3 protein-coding genes are annotated in these 3,586 nt (G+C 33.4%); all 3 read left to right on the top strand.

Annotated features, from left to right (window positions below):
• Window positions 1-2,161 (top strand): leucine-rich repeat protein (locus IY230_RS00330; RefSeq protein ID WP_196369367.1); only part of this gene is annotated, 2,161 nt, incomplete at its 5' end.
• 294 nt (window positions 2,162-2,455) lie between these two features.
• Entirely contained in the window at window positions 2,456-2,944 is a 489-nt protein-coding gene (locus tag IY230_RS00335) for a hypothetical protein (RefSeq protein WP_196369368.1), read from the top strand.
• Window positions 2,916-3,449 (top strand): ParB N-terminal domain-containing protein, encoded by a 534-nt coding sequence (locus tag IY230_RS00340; RefSeq protein ID WP_196369369.1) that lies wholly within the window; start codon window positions 2,916-2,918, stop codon window positions 3,447-3,449. The genes IY230_RS00335 and IY230_RS00340 overlap by 29 nt, the downstream gene beginning before the upstream one ends.
• The last annotated feature ends 137 nt before the right edge of the window (window positions 3,450-3,586 follow it).

Raw genomic sequence — 3,586 nt, forward strand, 5'->3', positions numbered from 1 at the left:
AATAAATGAATATACCGTTATCTTTAAAGATCATGATGGTAGAGAGATAAAGACAGAATTAGTAGCATATGGCACTGGAGCAAGTGCACCAGAAGCACCAACAAGAGAAGGGTATGACTTTGTAGGATGGGATCAAGCATTCACAAATATTACTGAAGCAATAGTCGTAACAGCAACCTATCAAATTAGTCAATACACAGTTACATTTGACACACAAGGGGGCAATGTAATTCAAGAGATCACAGTTGAGTATTTAACAACTATTAATTTGGTAAAACCAGCTAAAGAAAATAGTGTTTTCTTAGGTTGGTCTGACGGCGACAAACTTTATGAGAATACATATCAAGTTAAAGATCATGTTGTACTCATAGCAACATGGACGGATGCAGTTAATTATCAAATTATTTTTGATACAGCCGGTGGTGATTTAATTGAACCAATAACTCTACTAACTCACGATTATGTAACAACTCTTCCTGATGCAACAAGAACAGACTATGTATTTATGGGCTGGACTTATTTAGGTCATGTTATTGAACTACCATTTAGATATACATATGGACAAGATATTACGCTCATAGCACAATGGAAAGATTTATCAGATATTGTTGAATTCAGTATTGAAAACAATGAAGCATTCATCAATAAATATATTGGTAATGAAGAAACGCTTGTATTACCAGATACCATTGGAGGATATCCAGTTACTAAGATTCAAGCAGAATCTTTCAAGGGCAACACAACATTAAAAAGTATTAAACTTGGGCAATATGTAGTTGAGGTGGGTAACGAAGCATTTAATAATATGAGTAATTTAGAAAATATAGAATTTTCAAATGCAACACAAACATTTGGGACATCTGTTTTTAGATACTCTAACAAACTTGTAAATATCACCATATCAAGTGAAGTATCTAATGAATTAAGTTACTATTTTGGAAACGATATTAATTTTATTCCAACATCACTGCAGACTATTACATATGCAATAGGTGGATCATTTATCGATAAGACACTCACTCAAGGTAATATGAGAGAAGTGGGTTTAGTTTTAGCAAATGATACAATATCAATTGTTAGTCAACAGTTTCAAAATTCAAGCATTACAAGCATCGTGATTCCAAATAGTGTCACAAGCATCGGATATTGGGCCTTCGATGGAGCCAACAGTTTAAAAAGTATCGTGATTCCAAATAGTGTCACAAGCATTGGTTCAATGACCTTCTATGAAGCTGAAAGTTTAACAATCTATGCAGAAGTATCTTCGCAACCATCAGGATGGGATTCATCATGGAACTTTTCAAATAGACCAGTAATATGGGGATACCTTGAAACAATAAATGATGGCTCTGTAGCATATGCACTATCATCTAATGGCAATGCTTATGTTTTAGAGCTGATAGAAAATCCTACTACTACAGAAATAATCATTCCTAGAAGTATTAATGGGTATGTAGTTACAGACATTATAATTGACGCTTTTAGAAATTCAAGTATTACAAGTATCGTGATTCCAAGCAGTGTCACAAGCATCGGATATTGGGCCTTCCATAATACAGGCAGTTTAACAATCTATGCAGAAACATCTTCACAACCATTAGGTTGGGACTCATCATGGAACGTCTCAAATGTATCAGTAATCTGGGGATATCTTGAAACAATAAATGATGATTCTGTAGCATATGCACTATCATCGAATGGCAACGCTTATGTTTTAGGATTGATAGAAAACCCTATTACTACAGAAATAATCATTCCTAGAAGTATTAATGGGCATGTAGTTACAGACATCATAAATGGATCGTTTAGAGATTCAAGTATTATAAGTATCGTGATACCTAATAGTGTCAAAAGCATAGGAGGAGCTGCCTTTTATGGAGCCAGCAGTTTAACAACAGTGACATTTGAAGAAAATTCAGAGTTAACAAGCATCGGTCATTATTCCTTCTACAATGCCAGAAGTTTAACAAGTATCGTGATTCCAAACAGTGTGACAAGCATCGGATATGGGGCCTTCTTTGGATCTTTCCGTTTAACTATTTATGCAGAAGTATCTTCGAAACCATTAGGATGGGAATCAGCATGGAATCTATTAAGTAGACCAGTATACTGGAACGGACAATGGTCTTATGACGATAACGGAAATCCAAAGGCAAATTAACATCCGATAATTAGTGTTGACGCCCATACTCAAATAGTAATGAAATATTAACAATACAATTAATAACTACAATGATATATGTTTGAGAGCGAGAAAAAAACTTAATAAAAGGACTTGAAAAAAGTATATTTGTCTACCACTAGATACACTACAAACTGAACGTTTTAACGTATAATCTGGTTATCGTGGATATCTGGCTTTAAAAGTCTAGGATTAAAAGGAGCAATAATTGTTCCTTTTTTTCTTGCGAAAATTCGTAGATTTCACTTTCAATTAATAGGAGGTGGAAATTATATGGCCAATACAAAAGATGCTTATATGAAATGGAAAGAACAAGGTTTACTAGATTCTAAACTAAAAATAATCTCTGACTATTATTCATATAAAGAAGCAAGAGGTTTAATTTATAACTTAATTGGAGTGAGTGAGGCAACTTGGGAAAGACTCAAGAAAAGACATGAAGAGATTAGATTTACAATTGCAGAGGCAAAGAAACTTCATGAGCAACTACTTTTAGTAAGTATTACAAGAAGAGCTGAAGGTGAATACTATGAAGACACTCAAACAATTATTGAAGAGTCTAATGGTAAAACCAAAAAGAAAATCGTCAAGATCAAGAAATATATACCAGGCGATGTTGGAGCTGGGAAGTATTTATTATCAAGGTTACATGGTGAAAAGTATAACGAAAATAAAGAAATGTTAGAAATCGCTAGAAAACGTCAAGAGAGTAACTTTGAGGAATGGAATGTCAATGAAAATAAAAAATCTAAATCTAAATAGTTTAATTGAATATGAAAACAATCCAAGAGATAATGATGCTGCAGTAGATGCTGTTGCAGCATCAATTAGTGAGTTTGGATTTAAAGTTCCAATTGTTGTTGATAGTAATTTAGTTATTGTTGCAGGTCATACAAGATTAAAAGCAGCTAAGAAATTAGGTTTAACTGAGGTTCCATGTTTAATTGCAGATGATTTAACTGATGAACAAATTAAAGCATTTAGACTTGCAGATAATAAAACTGCAGAGCTTGCAACATGGGATTTATCAAAGTTAGAAGAAGAGTTATTTGATATTGATATGGACATGCTTCAATTTGGATTTGAAGAGATGCATTCTGATATTCCTGATAATGCAACCGATGATGACTTTGACCCAGATAGTGAAATACCAGAAGTACCAGTAAGTCAGAAAGGTGACCTTTATGTATTAGGTAATCATAGAGTATTATGTGGTGACTCAACTATGCTCTGCTACGAAAAAGTGGGACATATAGGTACCACCTAAAAGAACATATTGTATAATATAAAAATATAAGGAGCAGAAAGCCTATGAATGAGTATAGTGTTGACTTCAAACTAAAGATTGTTAAGATGATATTAAATGATCACATCAGTAAAAAATCCATTATGAGGGAATATAAC

It is taken from the genome of Acholeplasma laidlawii, from assembly GCF_015709225.1.
GTDB lineage: Bacteria > Bacillota_I > Bacilli_A > Acholeplasmatales > Acholeplasmataceae > Acholeplasma > Acholeplasma laidlawii_A.